Origin of the sequence: Archangium violaceum, assembly GCF_016859125.1 — a bacterium.
GTDB classification, from domain to species: domain Bacteria; phylum Myxococcota; class Myxococcia; order Myxococcales; family Myxococcaceae; genus Archangium; species Archangium violaceum_A.
The window spans coordinates 4130846-4151845 of record NZ_CP069338.1 but is presented as its reverse complement, the minus strand read 5'-3'; the positions used below and the strand labels follow the sequence as shown (position 1 = coordinate 4151845).

The following is a 21000-nucleotide window of genomic DNA, read 5'->3' as shown; positions in this document are numbered from 1 at the left end:
ATGGAGAGGCCCCCGGGCGGGGCCAGGATTCCATCAGCAAGCATGGCGAGGGAAGAGCCCCAAGGTTGCCCGTGCCTGTCCGCCCCTGCTGGTCCGTGTCAACGCCCAGGAGCAGGGATAGAGCGGGCGCGAGAGGAGGGCGGAGCAGCATGGCAACGAGCAGGGGTGGGTTGGCGGTGGACAGACCCGCCGCCCACACCCGGGCTCCGCGACAAGACGAACATGGAGCAGAAGACAGAAACCGGGGGAGTCCTCCGCATGAGAGGGCAGAGCGGTGTGTCGCCGTCCACCACCGACGAGGCCCGCCCGCGCACGTGTCCGCGGTGCGGCCAGCCGGCTTTCGAAGGGGGCGAGGTGTGGATACACGGGCATGGCGTGGTACAGCGGCAGCAGCGAGGGCCCGAGGCTCCCGGAAAGGTGGCGGTGAAGCGGGAGGTGGCCTGTCGTCGCTACCGCTGCAAGGCGTGTACGGCCGTGCTGACGGTGGTGCCTGCGTCCGTGCTGGCCCGCAAGCACTTCTCGGGAGCGGCCATGGCGCTGGCGCTGGCGCTCTGGGGCCTGTGCGGCTGGAGCGCGGCCCAGGTACGCGCCGTGGTGGGTGGACAGCTGCCAGCGGAGGGAAAGCCCCGAGGATGGCGGACGCTGGCGCGCTGGGCCCGGCAGGTGGCGGATGGGAAGCTGTGGGCCTCGCTGGATTCGCGGGCCAAGGGTGCACCCAGGCAGGTGGCGGCACGTGCCGCCCAGGCCTTATGCGGCCGGGCACCGCCCTGGGCACGCGCAGCCGGGTTGCCCCACCAGGCGTTCGCCGGGGCTTGCCATGTGAGCTGATGGGAACCCAGGCGCCAGCAGCGGCTCCGAACCGCCCACCGGGTTGGGGGTAGCCACTGCGCATACGGCGCTCGAATCCGGCCTGTCGACGCACGCCCACACCCCTGGGCCCGCGTCGGACAGCGAGGCTGGAGGGGACAGGTCTGCCCCGCGACAGGCCTGGCTGCGTACTCCGGCCAGCTCCAGCACTTGTTGCCGCGGGGCCGAGCGCCGATGCCTCCGCTGCCGCCCTCCGCTCCTTCGGCCTCCATCCAGGTTGCCGGAAGGCTGCTCCTCCCGTCGCGTGGAGCGGACTTGCGGCAACCGGGCAATGAACCCACCTGACTCCGTGCTGGTGCTCGACCGCTCCGGAATCGACCTCGCGCGGTGCACGCAGTCGCTGCCTCCCGCGCTCGGGACATTCAGCACTCCGGATGGCCTGGATGGGCTGTGCGAGCGACGCCCGATTCCCCTCGCCCTATCCCGTGCCCTCCCTCATGAGGGTCGGCCGCCTTCCCTTCGCAACCCCTGGGCCGCCCCTCCCCGAACCCCTCCCCATCTCCCAGTGTGGCGATAGAGCCACCAAGGAGAGTCCATCAGCAAGCGTGCTCACATCCCCATCAACAAGCCTGCGCGGTAACAGCTGCAGCGCCCCAAAGGCGATGATGTCGGCCGAAGGGCGCGAACGCTGGGCCGCGCCGATCACTCCAAGTGCATCTGTCTCGTCGATGCCGCCTTCGGCGTGAGGTTGCACAATCCACGGCACGGACAGAGGTTGCGACGGTCGCAAGTTGTCCTCTTCGAGTTCATACGGAAGGTACGCCCGGAAGGGTTCCTCCCGTGCCAGCTCCATGGCGGCCTGATCGGATTGCGCGGAAGGGATGAGGGCGGACCGAACTTCGATTTCGATGCCTTCCACCGAGTACCAATTGCCGTCGATGACCAACCACTCGCTGACATCGGCGTCGATCCCGAGCAACGCGCGCAGTTTCGCTGGATCGGCCGTCATGCGCACGCTGCCCTCGCCCAATTCCCGCAAGGTGACGCGGGTGGCCACCGGCTGCCACTCGGTGCCATCGGCGAGCCACAGCCCATCGTCGCGGGTCAGTACCCGCCTCCGGATCCACGCATGCCACGGGCATCCGTCGTCGTAGGGCCGTCGTGTGATCGGATACTGGGCCAGGAACTGTCCGGCCACAGCGTGCAGAGCATGCCAACACAGCTGCTCCCCGTAGGTATGATGCTGGTCGGTGACCGCTCTCCGACCCTCACGGCGGTGGCCGGAGCGTCCGCCCGACTCGTGCATGTGGGTGATCCGGCGATCGTGCTGCCGCACCCACGCCGTCATCGCATCGTGCGTGTCCCACCTGGTGCGACCAAACAGCGCGCTCAACCCGGACACATCGGACTTGTCGAAGTCGTAATCAAAGTGCAGTTCCGGCTCGGGCGCCGGCCGGTCAGCCGGGCGCGATTCGTAGAACGACCCGCCGTGGTACTCTCGGGTGACCTGCAGCGCGAACGGAGATCGATTGACCTGCTCCAAGGCCTTGCGCAGGACCGACGACAACCGCAGCTGCCCCGCGTCTTGGCAAGCGAGCAGTGCCGCCCTCGCGAAGTGCTGCCGGAGCACGTGCGGATCGGCGGTGTCGAGGGCCGTGCGCTCAAGGAAAGCGCGATGCGCAGCGACGGCCTGTGGCGCTTCCAGCGCGATGCGGGCTAAGGCGATCAGCAGCCACAACTGCGCGTGCAGGTAATAGAAGGGCAATTCGGGTGCGCCGAACGCGCCCGCGTCGCGCTCATCGAACCGTGCCACGACGGCATCGAGCACATCGGCGCGCCCCAAGCGCACAGCGGTGCGCAGGCTGTGCGCGGCCATCCAACGGCGCTCAGCGTTCCCTGAACCCAGGGCAAACCAGATCAGACCCGCGGCCACCTGCAGCGAATCGTCCGGCGGATAGAGCCGCTTGTTCCAAGCCCCGTCCTCCACCAACGCCGCGAGCTTCGCCGCTCCACTGGCGAGCAATCGGGTCAACGCCGCCTGCCCGACGCCGGCGGCGGACGTATCGTTGAAGCCCGCCGCGAAACTCAGCCAGACCGCTGCTGGCACGTCGGTGCCCGGCCGGGAATACTCCTGCAGCAGGGCGAGTGTCAGCGCGTGCGCATCTACGCCGGTGAGCTCGGTGATTCGCTTGAGCTGCCAGGGCGACACCTGTCCGGAGGACACGAACTCATCCGCGTTCTCCCGCACGATCCAGTCGGCGGCAGCAGTGAGGGCTTTGGGCACGGCCGCCGACGCAGGCGACCAGGCCTTTTGGCAGGCCTCAAGTTCGTGCGCCTTGGCGTAAAGATCCAGCGAGGGCTGGCGCGCGATGAGTTCGATATACCGAGGCCAATCCGCGAACGCGACCCTGACGCGCAGCAATTCCAACAGCTTGACGTCGCGACGTCCCCAGCCAGTAATGCCCTCTAGCGCCTCGAGGGCGCGGGCCAGGGACAGTTCGTCCAGCGGGTTGGTGTCCTGCGCCAAGGCGTCGACCGCGGCCGCCTCGGCCGCCGCGACAGCCTGTTGCTCCTGCGGGTCGACACCGGGCGACGGCGGCCGCCAGTTGTTGAGCTCGTTGTACTCGTGGGTCGTCGCCTCGATCGACATCGCGGCCGCCGACAGACCGACGGCGTGCGCCGCCCCTTTGCCCAACACGCGCGAAGCCCAATGCGACAGCGCGCGCGGGGCATTGGATCCGAACGGCGAGGGATTGTTGTGTTGGTACTGTTCGATCAGCTCGGTGACGATGGTCGGCGAGGCACCGCGCGCCTCCAGCGCCTCGACGAACTGCTCGGTGCCGCAGGACCACAGCTCGACGGGGTCGGACACGCGCAACATAGTCAACGCGATCGCAGGATCGATCTGATGGTTGTCCAGCAGCGCCTTCAGGTACGGCAGCAGCGTGTAGTTGAGTGAGATGCGATTGCGGTCTTCCCACCGGGCCAGACGGGCGATGCCCTTTACCCCCGATGCCTTGGCCAGGGCCGCCCCGTAGCTGGCCCAATCGAACTTGTGGGCTTCCCCCAAGTTCAGCTCGCAGATGTTCGAGAGCGTGTGGCTGTCGGCGTCGGGAATCCCCTTTCCCTGCAGGGTGCAGGAAAAATGCATCAACTGGCTGACGAACTCCCAGTCGCCCGATCCGATCGCATCCAACTGCTCCAGGCCCTGCAGGAAGTAAGAGATGGCTTCGCTCCCGCTGGCGCTACCCATTGCCCGGGCCAAGCGGGCAAATAGCGTTGCTCGCTGTCCCACCTCGTCCTCGCGCTCGATCGCCCGGCGCGCTTTGATCGCAGTCTGGCCGGCCAGCACGTGGTGGCGAGCGCGTGCGGCCAGAATCCCGACTACCTCGACAAGGGTACCCGCGTTGGTGACGCCGGGCGCGCTCACCGCCTCGACGAACTGCGTGACCTCCTCGGTCGCGAAGTCCGGCTCGACAGCAAGCGCGAGGGTGATCAGGCGCACGCCGATCGCATCGTGCTGACGTTGCGCCGCAGTGTCCCCGTAGTAGTGGTCGCTCTGTGAGCGCAGTTCAAACCAGACATCCACGAGGGGTTTGAGCCGACCGTCCGCCTGGCCGGAGCTCGGCTTCACCGCATGGGCGAAGGCAGTCGCGATGCGCAGCAAGGACGATAGGCGGCCGTCGAGAAATCGCTCGGCGGAGGATTTGGTCTCGTAGCTCAGGGACTTGGGGGAATCGGCGTCGGTGCCCTTCTTCACGCTCGCCTGCAGGGCTTGTTTGAGCGCATCGCAGTAGGGCTGGCCGCGAAGGCCCGGCGTCAGGGACGCACTGATAGGCGCAAGTTCGGCCGGCAGAAGATCGCACTCTTCGGGCGCCCGGCCTTGCGCCAGGGCCTTGAGGACCTGGATGGCCACGTACGGATAGACGTCGCCGATCCACCATTGATCCATGAACGTGTACAGCGCCGGCGTCGGCAGGGCGATAGCGGTAGCGATCGCGCTCGATTCGGCGTGCAGACCACGCACTGCGGCCACCGTGGCGGCCCGAAGCAGGCCCAGGAGGATCGGGCGCTCTTGCGGTCTATGGTGCGTCTCTCCTACATCCATTGTCGCACTGCGAGCCGCAAGATCGGAAAGGAGCTGGCGTTGCAGGTCTTCATCCCCTTCGGCGTAGGCCACAGCAGCGGCCAGCACGCTGGGCTTGGCGAGCGTGGGCGTCAGCAGTTCACGAACAGCCTGTGGGGAGATGAGCCCTTTCGCTTCGCCTGCACGCGCGAGTGCAAGGCACTGCGCCGCGACCTCGTAGGCGTACCAATCTCGCCATCCGTTCAGGTCGCGCGCGGCGTCCTTGCCATCCCCGCGCGCTAGCATGCACAAGGGAATAGCGGCCATGTCCATAGCCGTGGGCCGCTCTTGCTGGAAAAGATGCCCTTCGGGCTGCTCGAAGTAGTGGTGCCGCCATTCGACCAGCCGCTGGGCGTGCCGGTGCGCATCGGCCAGGTCACCAGCCAACACGTGCGCGATCGCCAGTCGCGCATGGCGCGACCCCGGCCAAGCGGTGCGTGCTTCGAACATCCGGCGCAGCGCGTCGCTATCGCCCACGGCCATCGTCAAGTCAGGATGGTCGAGGAGATACGTCGTGCCCCGCTGATTAATCGCAGCAAGGGTCGACAACTCCACCAGCAGCGGCACCAGCCGGTCGCTGTCTTCGTGTTTGGCCGCAAAGGCGACCGCGGCGCGCAGCCGCGCCTGCCGGATCGCCTGCTTTCCTGCCGCACTGGCGATCGAGGTCGGTACGCGCGGATCGAAGGCCAGGTCGAACAGCTGGTCGCCATCGCCCAACTGCTTGAGCAGGTTGGGCAAAGTCGTCGCGGCGTATAGCGAGCGCTCCTGCATCGCCAGCAGGTTCTTCACCAACGCGCGTAGCGCAGCCTCGTCGACTCCGTAGGTTTCACGGATCAGCGTTTCGGTCGGCTCGTCGCGGAACATGATCCCGTGCTTGGTGTGCTCCAGCAGGTCGGCCAAGTCAGTGGCAAAGCTGTTGGCCGCGCCCTCAGACAGGCCATTGGCCTCGGCGAACTCTCGAATCGGCACCGGCGGCGGCAAGGTGGCCAGGCCCGCCAGGAACGAGTGGATCGCGCCGTCGCGGTAGCCCTGCTTTTCGGCTTCGCGCAAGGCATCCTGGATCTTCTTTCGCAGCAGGTCATCGAGTTGGATGACCTTGTCGATTTCGGATGGCGCGAGGAGATCGGCGTTGTCCTTGGCGAGATGTTCGAGGATGCGCCCATTGCCTCGCGAACGCGACTGGGCCACCTGCAAGCGGGCTTCCGTCAATCGCTTCACCCGCGGGCGCAAGAACGCGCGGGACTCCTCAAGGCTGAAGGGCAGCAGCTTCAACTCGGCGCAGTCGACGCCGCCCGTCGCGGCAGCCCGGCGATGGCTGCGCGCGCTGACCACCAGTTGCATGCCGGCGATGCGTCCGGCCGTGGCCAGTTCGCGCAACAACAAGCGCGGGAACGAGGTTTCGTCTTGCGCCGTGGCGTGCTCGCCAGCGTTATCGATCGCATCGAGAAGCAGGATGAGCTGGCGGCCCGAGGTGCCGCGGGCGCTGGTTGCCGCCGCCTGCGTCAAGCGCGAGCGCACCGTCCGGATGAGATCCTCGTCGTTGTAGGTCCCGGGGAGCAGAGGATCGCAAAGGCCGCGGCAGGCCAGCCGATTGACGATATGCAGTAGGCCACGCCCTGGCAGGTGCCGCGCGTCGCTCGGCGCCCGGTACTGGCCCATGCCGAAGCAATCGAACAACACGACCTCGTGCGCGGACTCGAGCTGGCTCGCGAGCGAACGGAGGAAGACCGTCTTGCCCACGCCGCCATCGGCGTGGATCACCAACGGCCGATCCAGACCCGGGATACACGTCGCCGTGTCCGCCAGCTGTTCCCGGGCCACAACCGCCCCCACGTCCGGGAAGCTCGCCGGACACGGCAGCAGTTCGTCCTCGTGACCGATCTCCAATGCCGCCAACAGATCACTGCGCGAAATGACATTGCGCTGTTCGCTCGCGAGGCCGGCCTTGTCGCGGGCCAGCTTGCGGATCTCGTTGAGCCGCAGCCGTGCCAGGGAATCTCGCGCGGCTGTCCAGTCGGATAGGGCCGTCGCTAGGTCGCGCTTGCTCGCTTGCAGATCGCCGGTCAGACCGGCGAACTGGAGCCGATGGGCGAACTCGACCAGCTCCTTTCCGTACAGGCGCGCCGCCGCCTGGAGTTGCTTGGCCTGGGCGGCCGCGGTTCCGCGCAGCACGGTGCCCGCCGCCAGCCCCTGCACTGCGTGTTCGAGTTCGGCCAGGATCGGGCGATTAGTGACCAACTCGAAGCGAAGCTTGGCGCGAGTTTTGGCGACGCCATGCTTGCGAACGTGCGCGCGGTAGGTCTTCGCAAATTTCTCGACGGTCTTCTTGGCATCTGCGGCGCGAAAGGGCGTGAGTTCGGCCGCCTTCGAATACTTCACCTGGACGACGACGACCCGGGTCGCGTGCACAAAGGACGCGTGTCGACCGTAGTACAAGACGGCGTCCGCGATTTCGGTGGCGTCCTTGGACACCTCATCGTCGGCAGAGAAACCTTCGATGGCCACGCCCACCAAATCATCCTGGGAGAGCAGCAGGCCCAGGCATTTTCGAGCGACCCACGCCTCGTGGTACTCATGGCCGTCCCGGGAGGCTCTGACGCTGTCAACGCGAATGTGAGTTTTTGCCACCACTCATCCTTGGAAATGAAGACCGATAATGCGCTCGGACAATCCGGCCACGCAATTGAGATTCGAGGAGGTGCGCGTCGCTCCACCTGCGACGGCTGGCCGTTGCGCGAGTGCGGTTATGCGGCGAGGTTTCCCCAGCGCAACAGCGGATCTCCGGTAACCGACCGACGGCCGGCGTTCCGCGGGCACACCGGGGCCCGTGCGCGTGTGGTAGGCGCAGCCGCTGCTGGAGAGGTCCACGTCGCTGCCGCCTGATGAGCCTCAGGACGAGTCGGGCGCAGGTCGCCAGCGGTGCGGCAGCAGGTCGTCGAGGCGAGCCGCAAAGGCCCAGTCACCTACCGCGCACCCCATGGAAGCGCGGCCTGGGCAGTCGTGTACCTCAAGGGGCTGCGCGGCCTGTCCACCCGCTTGGCTCACTGCCCGGGCGGCCCCCTTCAGCCGCCCTCCTCGGCACCTGCGCTCCAGCCCTCACCCTCAACATGGCCTCTATCCCGCCTATACGCTGGAAGATTGGGCGCCCACCGTGCCGGGCCTCTTCCTGTACTTCCCCAACCGGACGCGCGTCTCCCGCCCGCTGCGCGCGTTCCTCGACATGGCACGAGACATCCTCCCTCGCCGCTGAGCCTCTGCCCCAGGCAAGAAAGCGCGCCCGCGAGGTGTACGAGGACGTGGTGCGGCGCAACGTGGATCCGGCGCTCCTGGAGTGGGCGGGAGCCTCCACCTTCAGTGCTCGCGTCTTCCCCCTGCCCCCGAAGTCCCTCAAGCGCGTGGTGCTCGCCTACGAGCAGACGCTCCTCTTCGATGGTCAGCACCTGCGCTACACGTGGCCCCTGCCGCCCGACGCGGGCCGCTCGCTCCAGGTGTCGGCGCGCATCCACGTGGACCCGAGGCACGCCCGCGCGATGACGGTGGCGGATGCGGATAGGCGGGATAGAGGCCGTGTGGAGGGTGAGGGCTGGTGCAGAGGGGCCGAGAAGGGCCGCTGACGGAGGCCGCCCGAGCACTGCGCCAGGCCAGTGGAGAACACGCCCTCCACGGCGCGTCTTGGGTTTGCCCGGAACCCGCCCCCCCCCGGCGAGGGAAGGCGCCGGGGTTGACTGGAGGAGCGGGCGGGGCTTGCTCAGTATCCCCACACCTGCATCTCGTCGAGCGAGTAGCCCCACTGCGTGGCGCGCTGCGTGCCGAGCATGCGCACATAGCGGCCGCTGCCGTTCAGGTTGGGCAGCACCACATGGCCGTACGAGACGCCGTTGGTGGTGGAGTAGAATGTGGTCCAATTCACGCCGTCGTTCGAGGCCTGCAGGTAGTAGACCCTGGCGCCGGCGTCCCAGTACAGGTCGACGCCATTGATGGTGCGCACCGAGCCCAGATCCACCATCAGCCACTGACTGCCGGCGGCGCTGCCCTCGATCGAATTCCAGCGCGTGCTGGTGGTGTTGCCGTCGAAGGCATTGTTCGGGCCCAGGCTGGCGTTGTAGCTCGACGAGGCCGAGGCCGGCTTGCCCTGCGACAACAGCACCGTCTGCGGCGCCTCGACGGCGGTGCCCGGATGGTAGTTCGAACCGAGCTTGGCGCGCGTGCTGTCGGCATTCACCCCGAACTGCGACAGGCTCCAGCGCTGACCCGTGCGGGTGTCGCCCAGGTAGAGCTGGTAGCCGCCCGTCGTGGTGGACGAGAAGAACACGTAGTTGGTGCCGTTGACGGGCGAGGGATCGGAGTTGTTGCTGTTACAGTCGTTGATGCTGAGCTGGTTGGGCGTGTCGCCCGGGTTGACCTTGGTGTAGAGCTGGTCGAGTTTGGTAGCGTCCTTCCAGCGTGCATAGAACACGGTGCCGTCAGCGCGCACGATCGGGTAGTAGGCCGCCAGCCCGGCCGGCGTGTCGAACGCGACCTTGGTGCGGGTGGCGACGGTCTGCTTGTACAGCCCCATGCCGGAGCCCGCACCGGTGACGAAATAGACGGCGCTACCATCGGGGCTGGCGAACGGCATCGAACTCTCCACGTCCGGTGCCGTGTTGGTGAGGTTCACCACCGAGGTAAACACCGGGCCCGAACTGGTGTACGACAGCGTGGCTTGCATGATGTCGCCGTTCTGCTTGAACAGCAGCGACTTGCCATCGGCGCTGAACTTGGGGTCCTCGTTGCGCGTCTCGCCAGTGCTGTTGGTCAGGTTGACGGGTAGCTCGCTGGAGCCGACCCGCCAGAAGAAGACGTTCCACGCGCCATTCGCGATGCCCATGAAGGCCAGCCATTTGCCGTCGGGACTGAACACCGCGTTCATCGGATCCTGGATGCCCCAGGTGCTGTTGGACACCTTCGTGAGCGTGCGGGCCGCGAAGTCATAGATGAAGAGCTGGCTGGTGCCGTCGCCGTAGTCGACGTAGCTGTGATACGCGAGCTTGCCCGTCAGGCTGGCCGGAAAGGTGGAGTCGGACTGGGTCGGCGGATTGGCCACGCAGGCCGCGTGGGCCGCCATGCCCAGGGTGGCAACAAAGGCGCCTGCGGCAAGGCGCAGTGCGAGAAAGCGGTGAGGCATGGGTTGAACTTCCTGTGCGAATGCGTCGATGGGGAGAGGCCACCGGGTTGAGCCTTCGCCGCACCGGCGGTGAGCAGGCAAAGCTCCGCCCGCTCGGGTTTAACGAGGCTTCATGAAGCAACAACCCGTCTACCACGAAAAGCGTGAAGGTGACGAAAAATATGAAGCCATCCGAGCGCGTGAACCGGGATGGGAATGAGCGTCCCCCAAGCAGGAGAGGAGGAGGCGAGCGTGGCGCCCCAGGCAGCTGCGAGGCAGGAAACGAGGAAGGAGCGGAGGGCGCGAGTGGACTGGGCAGGGCTACTACGAAGGACCTTCGCGGTGGAGGTGTTGGCCTGCGTGAGGTGTGGAGGCAGGCGGCGAGTGCTGGCGTACGTGAAGGAAGCGGGAGGGGTGAGAGCGATTCTGGAGCACCTGGGCCTGCCCACGGCAGGTGCGAGGCTGGCAGGCACACGCCGTCACCGGCCCCACCTGGGGCACCGTGCACAGGCGCGCCACCTGCTCGTCCTTGTGGGCCACTCGCTCGAGCACCCCATTCATGAAGGCAATCTGCTCGTTGAGGTGCTGCATGAGATTGAGCAGCGGCGCCACCTGCGCCATGAGCCTGCCGGCAGAGGCAGGGCCGCCACCCGCTTGACGAAGGACTCCGCCTCCCCTTCCGCTATCCGCCACCCTTCGTACCGCACCAGGGCGCTCACCAGGGAAATGGAGCGGGTACGCGTGCGCACCAGCGCCTCACGCACCGCCAGCTGCGCCTTCAGGTGCCTCCTGGCGTCCGAAATGCGGTGCGCCGGCCGGTATGCCCCCAACCTGCACGCCTCCGCCAGGCTGCGCGCATCCCTCTTGTCTGTCTTCACCCGGCGGCTGCGCGTGGCGTACATGGGCGCGAAGTTGGTGCCTTTCACCACCACCTCGTGGCCCCTCTCTTCCAAGTACCGCGCCACCCATTCGCTCTCGGTGGAGGCCTCCAATAGCACCCGGGCCTTCGGGCGCTTGCTCAGCAGCTCCCCCAACCGCTCCCGTTGCGTCCTCACCCGCTGCTCCAGCACCACCTCGCCACTCTCGCCCAGAATGCACACCTGGCTGTCCCGCTTGTGCACGTCGATGCCAATGTACTCCATCGCCCATTCCCCCCACTTCGGCGGTCACGTCCGCTCCGCCGCAATGTAGGGCTCGGTGCGCCTCCTCGCCCCCTTGACCGCCCGGCCGCTTCATCTCCTCTATACGCCACGTCGGATGGGCTGGTGTTCCGCTACGACGTGGAGGCGACGCCGGACGGGGTTTCGGGGCGCGAGGGAACGTTCAACCTGTGCACCTTCTGGCTGGTGGAGGCGATGACGCGGGCGAGGGTGACGCGGCCGGATCTGCTGGACGAGGCCCGGCTGACGTTCGAGCGGATGCTGGGCTACGCGAACCACGTGGGCCTGTTCGCGGAGCAGGTCGGGCCCTCGGGTGAGGCGTTGGGCAACTTCCCGCAGGCGCTCACGCACCTGTCGCTCATCAGCGCGGCGTACAACCTGGACAAGGCCCTGGGCCACCGGGATTGAGGGGAGACACGGCACCTGGCGACGCGCCCCGCAGGTTGAAGGCAGCTTCTCATTCTCAGGTGCGAGGCCAGCTTGCTCCCCGAGGCGCCGGTCATCCGCCGAGGTCCCGTACGTGGCACCGATCCCAGAGCTCATCTGAGCGCCGGAGCCCATTCATCGACCTGGACCTCCAGCGAAGACGCCGCTGCGATTTCACCCAGGCTCTTCCGGAGGATTCCAGCGGTGTTTCCGCTGAACTTGAAGGATCGCACCTTGTCGAGTCCTTGCCTCGGTGTCCCCATGCAGATCATGGCCGCGTTGTCGCGTTCATACAGCCCGCAGTAGGGGCCGGTGGAAATCGGTTGCTTGAAGCCCAGGCTACTCATCACTGGTTCTATGAGGGCGAGGAGGTTGGGATGGTCGCCATAGAAGATACCCCTGCACATCTGTGGCATCTTTTCCAATCGGAACAGAGAGAGCGCGCCCCATGCCAGCATCTCGCGCAAAGTCTCGAACTTCTCGTACAGGTCATCCGCATCGGCGCCTTCCTCTCTTGACGCCACCAGCGCATCGCCGCGTGCAGGCGCATCGAGGTCGTAGAAGAGCGGCATGGGCATCATGCCATTGGCGTCATGCGCAATCAGCAAGAGTCGGGGATGAGGCTCGACCCAGCCTTTGGCATAGCAGTCGAGCACGCGCTGTGCCGAGAAGTCGAGAGTAGGATAGGCCAGAGGACCCATGCTTTGCCCCATGCGACTGAGGAACCAGTGATAGAAGGGCGGCAGGGGGCGGCCTGCAATCTGCTCGATTCGAGCAATCGCGTCCGGCGTGGTGCCCTTCCATTGCTGCCCGAGGTTGGGCACGACTCTCAGGAGAAACTCCTCCATCGCGGCCTCTACCTCTTGTTCTTGTGCTGGCATTTCATCTCCTTGCTCTTGCCTTTGGTGCAGAGCATCAAGGGTAGAATGATGTTGCAGGACCCACACGGAGGGACGCTCTCTCCGTGACCAAAGGAGCCTAGATCTACCTCACCTCGGTCACTGCGGAAGTACTCGACCTTCCCTTCGGTCCGCCCCTTGGCACTGTGGAACCACCGCTCGGTGAGGCCACTGACGTAGGCTCCATCATCCAAAGCGAGCACGAGTGCCTTGGGACCGGCACAGCTCCCTGGGGGGTAGTGGGCGGGATGTGTGGTGTCCCGAAGCCATTCTTCGTGAAGTTGGTTGGCTTTACTCCATGCCTTTTCCACACGACTCACGTCCTGGCCCTGCTTTTCGCAGAGCTTCTCGGTGAATGCTCTGACCTTTTTGAGTCTGATGTTTTCGTTTTGTCCTGTTTCTGCATTTTTGCGGACAATCGAAATATCGAGGCCACCATCCGCGGGGGCGTGCCATTTGAGTTCATCCTTGACGATCTCGCGGAACACCCGCTCCGTCCTGCTCGAGTGGTCTGCATACCTCTGGTCGCACGAACACCGGACCACGCCGAGCATTCTTCCTGTGTCAGTTCTCGGCGAGGGGAACTTCCGGCTCTGATCAGGACCTTGGTTGTTCTTGGTGAGCGCCTTCGCCAGTGTCTTGGCATCCTCCCTCGTCGCGTCCGTCTCTTTCAGTGCGCCATCGGATTGATGCTTTTCATCGCAGAGAGGGCATTCCTTCTCTCCCGTGACGGCCGTGAGCATCCAGCCGGGGACCTGAATGACCCCCATCAGCGTCGCCGAGTTGGCCGGGCTGCCGCTCGGTCCGCAGTTGTTGAGCATCGGGTCACCGAGCAACTGGACGTTCTTCCCCTCAATCTTCACGTTCATGGACCCGGGGCCCACGAAGCTCGTCGGGCCCTCCACATTGGAGGAGACAATCCCGCCCCCGGTCCCCTTGCTGGCCACGTCTCCCATCGAGCCGAAGGTGGCGCCCCGGATGGCCACCTTCTTCCCCTCAATCGTCACGCTCTTGGAGTAGTTCTTCGGATCCGACCCGCTCTTGCCGATGTTGGGCAGCGGCGTCGGTACGAATGGTGCCGGGGGCCCTGGCATCTTGCAGACGTTGGGCAGCGTCGCCGCGGCAACCCCGTTGCTTCCCTCGGTCACCGGGGTCTTTGGAGCATTCACTGACACTTTCGCCATTGGGACTTCCCCCCTCTTGGAACCTGCGGAGCCTACAGGAGAATAGCACCCTCCGGCCCGGAACCATGGCCTGCCATCACCAGCGCTCGCAGCACGCCCCCGAGCGACTGCTGCGGCGCCCATGTCGCCCCAGCAGTCGCTCGGGGCCTTGTATCCGGGGGCCTTCCATACCTTCGGCGCTCGTAACGTGACGAAACCCACTCCTCGCTTCGGTAGCGCTCACCATTGATTTCCGCGTACGCGGTGTCCACGCACTCGTGGGTCAGGTCGAGCCCCGCGACGGCACCCCGCGCGGCCTGAGTCAATCCGACGCCGAAAGAGCCTGTTTCACGAGAGGTCTCGCTCCCAGTGAAGGCGGGACGCCCGTTTGGTCCCCCAACGGCCTGAGGGACTTGCCTCTCCCGGGGGCCCTCGAGGAGCGCTTCACCCCGCTCGGGAGTGCGCGTTCTCGCACGGGCCGGGTCCTGCCCGGGGCTTCCGGCTGATAAGGTGGCGCCGTGCAGAACCAGCCCCTCGTGCTGACGCTGGAGCTGTCTCGCAAGGACAGCACGGCCGATCCCTTCGCCGTCCACTTCCAGAAGCAGGAGTACCTGCGGAAGCGGGCGGACGGGTCCGTCCGCGGCGCCCTCTTCCCCTGGAGCCAGGGGCTCCTCGATGACCTGTCCCGCCTCGAGCGCAAGGACCTGGACCTCGGCCTCATCCAGCGTCTGGGCCACGAGCTGCGCCGCTTCCTCGAGGAGCTGGACTGGGGCCGCGACGAGGCGGAGCTGAACGAGGCGCTGAGCCAGGAGCGGGAGGTCCTCCTCACCGTGCGCTCGGCCGCCGCCGAGCTGTACGCGCTGCCGTGGGAGCTACTGACCCTGCGCGACTCGGGGCAGCACTTCAGCCAGCAGAAGGGCTGCACCCTTCACTACGAGTGGACCGGAGCGGGCGAGCCGCCTCGGGTGGAAACGTCCTTCTCGGAGGGCCGCATCCTCTTCGCCTGGTCCTCGACCGGCTCGCCGCTCCACACCCCGGGCACCTCCCCGGCCTCACCGCATCCACGTCCGGTGGCCCCTGCTTCCACTCCTTGACTGTCTTCGCCACCCGGATGATTTCTCGGCCGCTCCGCTTCTCTTTCTCCACTGTCTGCGCGGAGCCCTGGCCCGTGCCGTGCTGCTACACGTCACGGGCCTCCTTTTTCTCCGCGCCCACGCCAGGCCCTCGGAGCGGCACTCCCTGCCGCACGGTCCCCGCCCTCCTGGGGCTCGCGCACTACCTCACCCGTCATGTTTTGACCCGGACCTCCTGGGTGATGGGCCTCCCCACGCCCCCACGGCTCCTTCCATCATCCAGTCGGTCCGATTCCGGGCCGATTTCCCCCATCTAAGCTGCGCGGTAACAGATGGCAGGCTCTGATTCCGGGCTGCGGGGTGCGATGCTCCTGCAGGCTCCGCAGGTTCCATGAGGGGGAAGTCCCAATGTCGAAAGTCACAGTGAATGGTCCGAAGACCCCGGTGACCGAGGGGAGCAACGGGGTTGCCGCGGCGACGTTACCCAACGTGTGCAAGATGCCGGGGCCGCCGGCGCCGTTCGTTCCGACGCCGTTGCCCAACATCGGTAAGAGCGGAACGGACCCGAAGGGCTACTCCAAGAGCGTGACGATTGGGGGGAAGAAGGTGGCGATCAGGGGCGCCACCTTCGGTTCCATGGGGGACGTGGCCAGCAAGGGGACCGGAGGCGGAATCGTCTCTTCGAACGTGGAAGGACCCACGAGCTTCGTGGGCCCTGGCTCCATGAACGTGAAGATCGAGGGGAAGAGCGTCCAGCTGCTCGGCGACCCCATGCTCAACAACTGCGGGCCGAGCGGCAGCCCGGCCAACGCAGCAACGATGATGGGAGTGCTCCAAGCGACCGGGCTCGTCACGGCCTTCACCGGAGAGGACACATGCCCTCTGTGCGGCAAGCAACATGACCCGCTAGAAGAAACGGAAAAGACGAAGGCCGACGCCTCGGCTCTGGCCTCGAAGCTCGATACGATGGTGAAAGCCAAGAAGGGGCGCCACTTGGCGACGATGCTGGGGGTGGTCCAATGCAAGTGCGGACAGAAGTATGCAGACCAGTCGGCTGTGACGTTTGTGGAATTCTGTGCCGCTGTTGAGGAACTCGGATGGCACGCACCTATGGGTTCTCTTTCGATCGATAGCCGGAAGGGTGAAGAAGAGGCTTACAACAACACGCGAGGGCAGATTCACTCGCGCGTGTTGAAGCGCTGCGGTGACTCGTCGGAAGTGGTACAGAGATGGGCGGACGCGGAGGAACTTGCCCTATATAGCGATCAACATCGGGAAGAGGCCGCAGCGTACCCTCCGGGAGTCTGTGCTGCCCAAAAGCACTCCTGCTCGCTTGGGACGGGGGGGCCTACCCAAGCGCGCTCACCGAACAGTGGTTCCACAGTAAGGGAAAGCGGACATCGGCGCCGATCCAGTTCCGCGATGCGCCCACGAACAAGATCGTCGTCGATACGTTTGAGCATGGCAAGACCGTCCCCCCATGTAAAACCTGCGAACTCATCGTTCCTTTGCTACTCTGCCCCGGAGACCAGGACCAGTGCAAACACTAAATCCAGAGCCTGAAATGGAGGATTTTCTCCTGAGGGTTGTTCCAGGGCTCGCCGAGCAGTGGCAGGGCAGCACCCCCGAAGAGCTCGCCCAGATCGAGCGGATTGCCGGTCGCCCCTTGCCTCCGTTCTATCGCTGGTTCCTGACCCGTATGGGCCAAAGCATGGGACCTCTGACCTATCCTCGGCTGGATTTCTCGGCGCGGCGTGTACTCACATGCTACACGGAGGAGTTGGTCGAGCCCCATCCTCGGTTCTTGCTCATCGGATATAATTCCGATGACATGATGCCCCTGCATGTCTTCTACGATCTCGATTTGGCGGCACGAGCTGATGCAAGAGTGACGAAGCGACATGCGCGGGGCGGTGCTCTTCACGATCAATTCGAGACTTTTCGCGAAATGTTGGCATATAGAGCTTTGTCGAGCTTCCGAATTGACAGGATGCCGCAGCGCTGCAGGACCATAGTCACAGGCGATGAGCCAGACATTCTTTCACACCTCGATCCGGTGATGGACCGTCTTGGATTCACAAGACCGGTTCCCACCGGTCCCCACTGTGGTCTGTATGAGAGGCACGACGCGGCCATGGTTTGCACCAAGATCCCACGTGATAAACCCGAGGCAGTCATGGTCTTCAGACTCGGGGGCAGCGCTTCGGGCACTCTCAGGAGAATCCAGGGGGCGATCGCAACCGAGTCCGCATTGAGGCTCGATGTGAGAGAATGGGCGCCTCCGCTCGCGTGAAGCGTTGGCTCTGCCCGCAACGATGCGAGCCGATGGCTATCGTGTGCGGAGCAGCGATGCCCGCCCCTGAGTGAAGGCGGGCAAGCTGACAACGTCGCCGATCGAGTTCTTCATTCGATGTGGCTGCGGAGGACGTCGAGACAGAGCGCTTGAACACGGACGAGAGACCGTCCCGCCGTACAAGACCTGCAAGTTCATCGTTCCGTTGATGCTCTGCCCCGGAGACCAGGAGGAAAAGTGCCAACACAAGGACTAGAGCCTGAAATGGAGGAGTTTCTCCTGAGAGTCGTGCCCAACCTCGGGCAGCAATGGAGGGGCGCCACGCCGGACGCGATTGCTCGAATCGAGCAGATGGCGGGCCGCCCCCTGCCTCCCTTCTACCGCTGGTTCCTCAGCCGCATGGGGCAGAGCATGGGACGTCTGGCCTATCCGAGTCTTGACTTCTCGGCGCAGCGTGTGCTCGAGCGTTACGCCGAGTGATGCACCAGGAGGCGGGCTTCCCCCAGTCGTTCTCGGGCTTCACGGGAGCGGGGGCGGAGCCGAAGCAGCAAGAGGCGAGCCCGCCGCCTGAGGCTCAGCCAGAACGGAACACGCATGACAACAGCTCAGCCAGCCTCGATTCCACGGCCTGGACCGACACCGTCGGCTCGAGGCCACCTGCCTGACGTGCCCACCACCACGCCACCCACAGGGGCCGCCCGGCAGCAATTCGGCAGCACGCATGGAAGCGCAGTCAGCCCCGCGCGGTCGCGTGCCGCTTGGCGGCGTAGAGCTCGCCTCGAAACTGCGGCATGAGGGGCCCGACACCTTCCTGCACTGGGCCTCTCTCGAATCCGGGCGTCCAGAGTGTCATACGGGCGGGCGAAGCGCATTGTGTAGCTGCCCTCGGGTGCCTGGCGGAACGACACACGGTGCCGTGGGCGGACTCCAACGGCCAGACAGGCACGTCGCGCGGCGTGACGCGCTGGGGCGCCGACGCGCTCACACCATCAAGGGCGGCGGGCCAGGAGGCCCCCAGGAGACGGGCGACGCGGCTACGTGCCCCACCGACGTCGCGAGCACATCCCTGCCCTGACGCACCCACCTGGAGAGTTACGCCTTCGCTGTGGGCACGAATTCGACGTCCTCCCAGAGGAAGCACGTCGTAGCGCATGGCGCGTTCGGGAATGTCACAGTCAACGCCCAGCTACCGTCGGCGTATCGCTGCCGATCGAGCACGGTGCCGACATCACCCGGCTCCGCGAACATGCGATCTTCATCGATGATTTGTTCGGTGGCTCGGACACTGCTGAGATAGGTCGTCATGTTCTATGCCTCGTGGGAGTACAGCGACAAAGTGTTGGGTGGTAATGCTGTGCACGAGGAGCCCGGCGCCGGAAGGTGTCGGGCCCCTCTCGCTTCCAGGGGGGTCGCAGGTCACACGGATGGGCGCACTACGGTCATGGTGTAGCCCACGCGGACACCGCGCACCTGGAGACCGGCTCCCGCACCGTTGATGCTCGGGGGCAACGTCAACGCGACGTGCAGGTAGCCGCTCGTAGGCATGATGAACGGGCCCGGTGCCAGGGGCATCTGGTACCACGCGAACCCCGAGCTGCCCGCGACCGTGAACGTGGAGCCCGGGAAACCCGACAGGTGAATCTGCGCCTGGGTCTCGGTGTTCGTTGCCACGCTCTGGCTCACCAACCAGCCATTGGGATAGACCGTCTGCGTCTGCGTAGCACCTGGGCCTGCCCACGGCAGGTGCGAGGCTGGCCCCGGCGCGCGGGCCCCTCCACGCCTCGTGGTGTTGAAGCTCAAGCCGCCAGCGCCAATAGAGCCAGGCCCCTGCCGCGCTCCTCATGGGAGGTCGGCCAGGGCCGGCGTGTACCCCAAGGGGCGGCGCGGCTTCTCCACCTGCCTGGCTCACTGCTCGGGCGGGCCCCCTTCAGCCGCCCTCCTCGGCACCTCCGCTCCTGGCCGCCACCTCTCTACAGGGCTCCTATCCGTCCTATACTTAACTACGGCGACTGCGTGGACGTCTTCGCGCCCGGCGAGGGCATCCTCTCGGCCTGGGCCGGCGATGACACGGCGACCCGAGCGGAGAGCGGCACGTCCATGGCCACCCCGCATGTCACCGGCGTCGTCGCGCTCTTCCTGGAGGCCCATCCCGCCTCCGCGCCGCAGGAGGTCAGCACCGCCATGACGGGCAACGCCACGCCGGACAAGGTGGCCAACCCCGGGCACTGCTCACCGAACCGGATGGCCTACTCGGGCTTCATCGCACCTTCGCGGGCCCCCACCGTCCGGAACGGTGGGGAGTAGGAACGTCCCGCGTCCGCGCTCACGTGGAGGCGCCCGTGAGCGCGGACTTGAAGGCCTCGGCAGCCTGCGTGGAGGCAGTCCATGTGGGTCGTCTTGACAATCAGTGCACTGATTGTCACGATGTATAAATGCCAGCCACGATGACAGATGACGAAGCAGCCGCGCGGCGCGCGAGGGTCCTCGTCGCCGCGCGGTGGTGCTTCCTCAACTTCGGCTTCGCGAAGACGTCGTTCGAGGACATCGCCAGGCGCGCCAGGCTCTCGCGCACGCTCCTCTACCGGATCTTCAGAGACAAGGAGGAGATCTACCGGGCTGTCTTCGTGGACTGGCTGGTCTCTCGACACCCCGCGGCAAAGCAGGCGGCGAACGGTCCGGGCAGCGCCTATGAGCGCTTGCTCAGCTTCTGCCGTCTGATGGTGTTCGAACCCTGGGCCGAGATGGCCGGGGCGCCGATGGGGAGCGCGTTCCTCGAGGCCTGTGAGCTGATCGACCCCGAGAGTGAGGCGCTCTACCGCGAGGTCGCGCTCGAGTGCGTCGCCGCGATCCTGGGCGACGAAGCGAGCGCCGAGGTCTTCTTGCTCGCGCTCGACGGGTTGCTCGCCGACCGGCCCTCGATGGAGGTGCTCGAGCAGCGGACGCAGCTCCTCGCGGAGCGCTTCGCTCCTCGCTCGTCGAAGAAAGGATCAAGGTCATGACCGCGTCAGGTGAAATCCAAGAGCTCGCCATTGTCACCGGTGCATCCACCGGCATCGGCGCGGCCACGGCGCGCGAACTGGCCCGGCGGGGGTTCCACGTCCTCGCGGGTGTCCGACGCGACCGGGACGCCGACGCGATTCGGGGGCCGGGGATTGAGCCGCTCATCCTCGACATCACGCACCCTGAGCACATTCGGGCGCTGGCGGCTCGAGTGCACGGAGACCCGCGGGGCCGGGCAGTGCGGGCGCTGGTAAACAACGCCGCCGTCGGGGTCAACGCACCGTTCGAGGCCTTCGCCATCGATGAGTGGCGACGCCTGTTCGAGGTCAACTTCTTCGGCCACGTCGCCGTTACCCAGACACTCCTGCCGGCCCTGATCCGCAGCAAGGGGCGGGTGGTCAACATCAGCTCCGTAGGCGGCACGGTTGCCGGGCCCACCTATGGTCCCTACGCAAGTACAAAGTTCGCGCTCGAAGGCGTCAGTGACTCCTTGCGACGCGAAGTCGCCCCGCTCGGCGTCCGAGTGGTTGTGGTCAAGCCGGGCGGGGTGCGCACGGAAATGCCCGGCCGGGCGATCGCCACCGCCAATCAGATCGCCTCGGCCATGACGCCCGAGCTGAGCCAACGCTACGGCGGCCTGGTTCAAGCCATCACCGCGCAGACCGCGGCGTTCACCGGGCCCGGGTCGGGCGTGTCCGCTGACGCCGTGGCACAGGTGATAGCCAAGGCCGTGACAGCGCGCAAGCCGCGCATTCGCTACACCGTCGGCCGCGACGCGGCACTGCTCACTCTTTTGGCGCGCATCCTGCCTGAGCGAATACTCGACGTCGTCTTTGCCGCCGGCCTGCGTCCCTACTTTCCCAAGGAGAGCAGCTGAGCACCGCTCATACGCATCATGCTCGCCAGCGCC

Annotated in this window: 16 protein-coding genes and 1 pseudogene; 10 read left to right on the top strand and 7 right to left on the bottom strand. The window is 66.0% G+C overall.

Annotated elements, in window-relative coordinates:
- Window positions 1-258: 258 nt before the first annotated feature.
- Window positions 259-828 (top strand): hypothetical protein, encoded by a 570-nt coding sequence (locus tag JQX13_RS17875; protein ID WP_203403679.1) that lies wholly within the window; start codon window positions 259-261, stop codon window positions 826-828.
- Between the two features lie 457 nt (window positions 829-1285).
- On the opposite strand, the gene JQX13_RS17870 is transcribed toward JQX13_RS17875, so the two are convergent.
- On the bottom strand, window positions 1286-7561 hold the full coding sequence (locus tag JQX13_RS17870) for an NACHT domain-containing protein (protein WP_203410195.1): 6276 nt from the start codon (window positions 7559-7561) through the stop codon (window positions 1286-1288).
- A gap of 656 nt (window positions 7562-8217) precedes the next feature.
- Here JQX13_RS17870 and JQX13_RS17865 point away from each other — a divergent pair.
- Window positions 8218-8547, top strand: coding sequence for a hypothetical protein (locus JQX13_RS17865; RefSeq protein WP_239014822.1), 330 nt, complete (start codon window positions 8218-8220; stop codon window positions 8545-8547).
- Between the two features lie 134 nt (window positions 8548-8681).
- Here the strand turns inward: JQX13_RS17865 and JQX13_RS17860 are convergent, their stop codons facing one another.
- Window positions 8682-10097, bottom strand: a complete 1416-nt coding sequence (locus JQX13_RS17860) for a discoidin domain-containing protein (RefSeq protein WP_203410194.1) — start codon at window positions 10095-10097, stop codon at window positions 8682-8684.
- Between the two features lie 536 nt (window positions 10098-10633).
- Complete coding sequence (locus JQX13_RS17855) at window positions 10634-11218, bottom strand: IS110 family transposase (protein ID WP_203410193.1); 585 nt, start codon at window positions 11216-11218, stop codon at window positions 10634-10636.
- A gap of 111 nt (window positions 11219-11329) precedes the next feature.
- Between JQX13_RS17855 and JQX13_RS17850 the strand changes: the two are divergent.
- Window positions 11330-11644 (top strand): annotated as a pseudogene (locus tag JQX13_RS17850) (glycoside hydrolase family 15 protein); the annotation flags it as partial.
- Window positions 11645-11775: 131 nt separating this feature from the next.
- Here JQX13_RS17850 and JQX13_RS17845 read toward each other — a convergent pair.
- Both JQX13_RS17845 and JQX13_RS17840 read right to left on the bottom strand, forming a co-directional pair.
- Window positions 11776-12543, bottom strand: a complete 768-nt coding sequence (locus tag JQX13_RS17845) for an SMI1/KNR4 family protein (RefSeq protein WP_239014820.1) — start codon at window positions 12541-12543, stop codon at window positions 11776-11778.
- Window positions 12519-13745: a DUF4150 domain-containing protein gene (locus tag JQX13_RS17840; RefSeq protein ID WP_203410192.1), complete on the bottom strand. Its 1227-nt coding sequence runs from the start codon at window positions 13743-13745 to the stop codon at window positions 12519-12521. Before JQX13_RS17840 ends, JQX13_RS17845 begins: the two co-directional genes overlap by 25 nt.
- Window positions 13746-14242: 497 nt before the next feature.
- Between JQX13_RS17840 and JQX13_RS17835 the strand changes: the two genes are divergently transcribed.
- The 4 genes from JQX13_RS17835 (at window position 14243) to JQX13_RS17820 (ending at window position 17570) form a co-directional block, all read left to right on the top strand.
- Complete coding sequence (locus JQX13_RS17835; RefSeq protein WP_203410191.1) at window positions 14243-14818, top strand: hypothetical protein; 576 nt, start codon at window positions 14243-14245, stop codon at window positions 14816-14818.
- A 387-nt stretch (window positions 14819-15205) separates the two neighbouring features.
- Window positions 15206-16360 carry a PAAR-like domain-containing protein gene (locus tag JQX13_RS17830; protein WP_203410190.1) on the top strand — a complete coding sequence of 385 codons (1155 nt, stop codon included), beginning with the start codon at window positions 15206-15208 and terminating at the stop codon, window positions 16358-16360.
- Window position 16361: 1 nt separating this feature from the next.
- Window positions 16362-17090, top strand: coding sequence for an SMI1/KNR4 family protein (locus tag JQX13_RS17825; RefSeq protein WP_203410189.1), 729 nt, complete (start codon window positions 16362-16364; stop codon window positions 17088-17090).
- A gap of 264 nt (window positions 17091-17354) precedes the next feature.
- Window positions 17355-17570, top strand: coding sequence for an SMI1/KNR4 family protein (locus tag JQX13_RS17820; protein WP_239014818.1), 216 nt, complete (start codon window positions 17355-17357; stop codon window positions 17568-17570).
- A gap of 612 nt (window positions 17571-18182) precedes the next feature.
- Here the strand turns inward: JQX13_RS17820 and JQX13_RS17815 are convergent.
- Window positions 18183-18395, bottom strand: coding sequence for a hypothetical protein (locus tag JQX13_RS17815; protein ID WP_203410188.1), 213 nt, complete (start codon window positions 18393-18395; stop codon window positions 18183-18185).
- Between the two features lie 111 nt (window positions 18396-18506).
- Entirely contained in the window at window positions 18507-18761 is a 255-nt protein-coding gene (locus tag JQX13_RS17810) for a hypothetical protein (protein WP_203410187.1), read from the bottom strand.
- A gap of 342 nt (window positions 18762-19103) precedes the next feature.
- Between JQX13_RS17810 and JQX13_RS17805 the strand changes: the two genes are divergently transcribed.
- From JQX13_RS17805 to JQX13_RS17795, 3 genes are all read left to right on the top strand, one after another.
- A complete protein-coding gene (locus tag JQX13_RS17805) occupies window positions 19104-19394 on the top strand; it encodes a S8 family serine peptidase (RefSeq protein WP_239014816.1) in 291 nt (96 codons plus the stop codon).
- Window positions 19395-19522: 128 nt separating this feature from the next.
- A complete protein-coding gene (locus JQX13_RS17800) occupies window positions 19523-20089 on the top strand; it encodes a TetR/AcrR family transcriptional regulator (RefSeq protein ID WP_203410186.1) in 567 nt (188 codons plus the stop codon).
- Window positions 20086-20967 carry an SDR family oxidoreductase gene (locus tag JQX13_RS17795; RefSeq protein ID WP_203410185.1) on the top strand — a complete coding sequence of 294 codons (882 nt, stop codon included), beginning with the start codon at window positions 20086-20088 and terminating at the stop codon, window positions 20965-20967. The genes JQX13_RS17800 and JQX13_RS17795 overlap by 4 nt, the downstream gene beginning before the upstream one ends.
- The last annotated feature ends 33 nt before the right edge of the window (window positions 20968-21000 follow it).